Source organism: Vibrio sp. Makdt (assembly GCF_027587015.1).
Classification (GTDB): Bacteria; Pseudomonadota; Gammaproteobacteria; order Enterobacterales; family Vibrionaceae; genus Vibrio; species Vibrio chagasii_B.
The window spans coordinates 1-2,792 of the sequence record NZ_JAPPTH010000058.1; the positions used below are offsets into that span (position 1 = coordinate 1).

Genomic DNA, 2,792 nt, shown 5'->3' on the forward strand with positions numbered 1-2,792 from the left:
TTCGGGTTGTATGGTTAAGTGACTAAGCGTACACGGTGGATGCCTTGGCAGTCAGAGGCGATGAAGGACGTATTAACTTGCGATAAGCCCAGATTAGACAGTAAAAGTCATTTGAGTCTGGGATTTCCGAATGGGGAAACCCACTTACATAAGTAAGTATCTTGTTGTGAATACATAGCAACAAGAGGCAAACCGGGGGAACTGAAACATCTAAGTACCCCGAGGAAGAGAAATCAACCGAGATTCCGAAAGTAGCGGCGAGCGAAATTGGATTAGCCCTTAAGCTTTTAATGAGACAGACGAAGGCTCTGGAAAGTGCCGCAATAAAGGGTGATAGCCCCGTAGTCGACATCTCATCATCAGTGAAAACGAGTAGGGCGGGACACGTGATATCCTGTCTGAATATGGGGGGACCATCCTCCAAGGCTAAATACTACTGACTGACCGATAGTGAACCAGTACCGTGAGGGAAAGGCGAAAAGAACCCCTGTGAGGGGAGTGAAATAGAACCTGAAACCGTGTACGTACAAGCAGTAGGAGCACCTTCGTGGTGTGACTGCGTACCTTTTGTATAATGGGTCAGCGACTTAATTTTAGTAGCAAGGTTAACCGTTTAGGGGAGCCGTAGGGAAACCGAGTCTTAACTGGGCGTACAGTTGCTAGGATTAGACCCGAAACCAGGTGATCTAGCCATGGGCAGGTTGAAGGTTGAGTAACATCAACTGGAGGACCGAACCGACTAATGTTGAAAAATTAGCGGATGACTTGTGGCTAGGGGTGAAAGGCCAATCAAACCTGGAGATAGCTGGTTCTCCCCGAAAGCTATTTAGGTAGCGCCTCGGACGAATACTACTGGGGGTAGAGCACTGTTAAGGCTAGGGGGTCATCCCGACTTACCAACCCTTTGCAAACTCCGAATACCAGTAAGTACTATCCGGGAGACACACGGCGGGTGCTAACGTCCGTCGTGGAGAGGGAAACAACCCAGACCGCCAGCTAAGGTCCCAAAGTATAGCTAAGTGGGAAACGATGTGGGAAGGCTCAGACAGCCAGGATGTTGGCTTAGAAGCAGCCATCATTTAAAGAAAGCGTAATAGCTCACTGGTCGAGTCGGCCTGCGCGGAAGATGTAACGGGGCTAAGCTATACACCGAAGCTGCGGCTACGCACTTATGTGCGTGGGGTAGGGGAGCGTTCTGTAAGCCGTTGAAGGTGGTCTGTAAGGGCTGCTGGAGGTATCAGAAGTGCGAATGCTGACATGAGTAACGATAAAGGGAGTGAAAAACTCCCTCGCCGGAAGACCAAGGGTTCCTGTCCAACGTTAATCGGGGCAGGGTAAGTCGACCCCTAAGGCGAGGCCGAAAGGCGTAGTCGATGGGAAACGGGTTAATATTCCCGTACTTCTTACAATTGCGATGGGGGGACGGAGAAGGCTAGGTGGGCCTGGCGACGGTTGTCCAGGTTCAAGTACGTAGGCGGAAGAATTAGGTAAATCCGGTTCTTCTTAACGCTGAGATACGATGTCGAGCTACTACGGTAGTGAAGTCATTGATGCCATGCTTCCAGGAAAAGCCTCTAAGCTTCAGATTGTAAGGAATCGTACCCCAAACCGACACAGGTGGTCGGGTAGAGAATACCAAGGCGCTTGAGAGAACTCGGGTGAAGGAACTAGGCAAAATGGTACCGTAACTTCGGGAGAAGGTACGCTCTTATCAGTGAAGTCCCTTGCGGATGGAGCAGACGAGAGTCGCAGATACCAGGTGGCTGCAACTGTTTATTAAAAACACAGCACTGTGCAAAATCGTAAGATGACGTATACGGTGTGACGCCTGCCCGGTGCCGGAAGGTTAATTGATGGGGTTAGACTTCGGTCGAAGCTCTTGATCGAAGCCCCGGTAAACGGCGGCCGTAACTATAACGGTCCTAAGGTAGCGAAATTCCTTGTCGGGTAAGTTCCGACCTGCACGAATGGCGTAATGATGGCCACGCTGTCTCCACCCGAGACTCAGTGAAATTGAAATCGCTGTGAAGATGCAGTGTACCCGCGGCTAGACGGAAAGACCCCGTGAACCTTTACTACAGCTTGGCACTGAACATTGAACCTACATGTGTAGGATAGGTGGGAGACTTTGAAACCGCGTCGCTAGATGTGGTGGAGTCGTCCTTGAAATACCACCCTTGTAGTTTTGATGTTCTAACGTTGGTCCCTGAATCGGGATTACGGACAGTGCCTGGTGGGTAGTTTGACTGGGGCGGTCTCCTCCCAAAGAGTAACGGAGGAGCACGAAGGTGGGCTAAACACGGTTGGACATCGTGTGGTTAGTGCAATGGCATAAGCCCGCTTGACTGCGAGAATGACAATTCGAGCAGGTGCGAAAGCAGGTCATAGTGATCCGGTGGTTCTGAATGGAAGGGCCATCGCTCAACGGATAAAAGGTACTCCGGGGATAACAGGCTGATACCGCCCAAGAGTTCATATCGACGGCGGTGTTTGGCACCTCGATGTCGGCTCATCACATCCTGGGGCTGAAGTCGGTCCCAAGGGTATGGCTGTTCGCCATTTAAAGTGGTACGCGAGCTGGGTTTAGAACGTCGTGAGACAGTTCGGTCCCTATCTGCCGTGGGCGTTGGAAAATTGAAGGGGGCTGCTCCTAGTACGAGAGGACCGGAGTGGACGAACCTCTGGTGTTCGGGTTGTCATGCCAATGGCATTGCCCGGTAGCTAAGTTCGGAATCGATAACCGCTGAAAGCATCTAAGCGGGAAGCGAGCCCTGAGATGAGTTTTCCCTGAC

General features: G+C 51.3%; 1 rRNA gene. It reads left to right on the top strand.

The features are described from left to right. Window positions 1-12: 12 nt before the first annotated feature. Window positions 13-2,792 (top strand): 23S ribosomal RNA (locus tag OH460_RS27235); the annotation flags it as partial.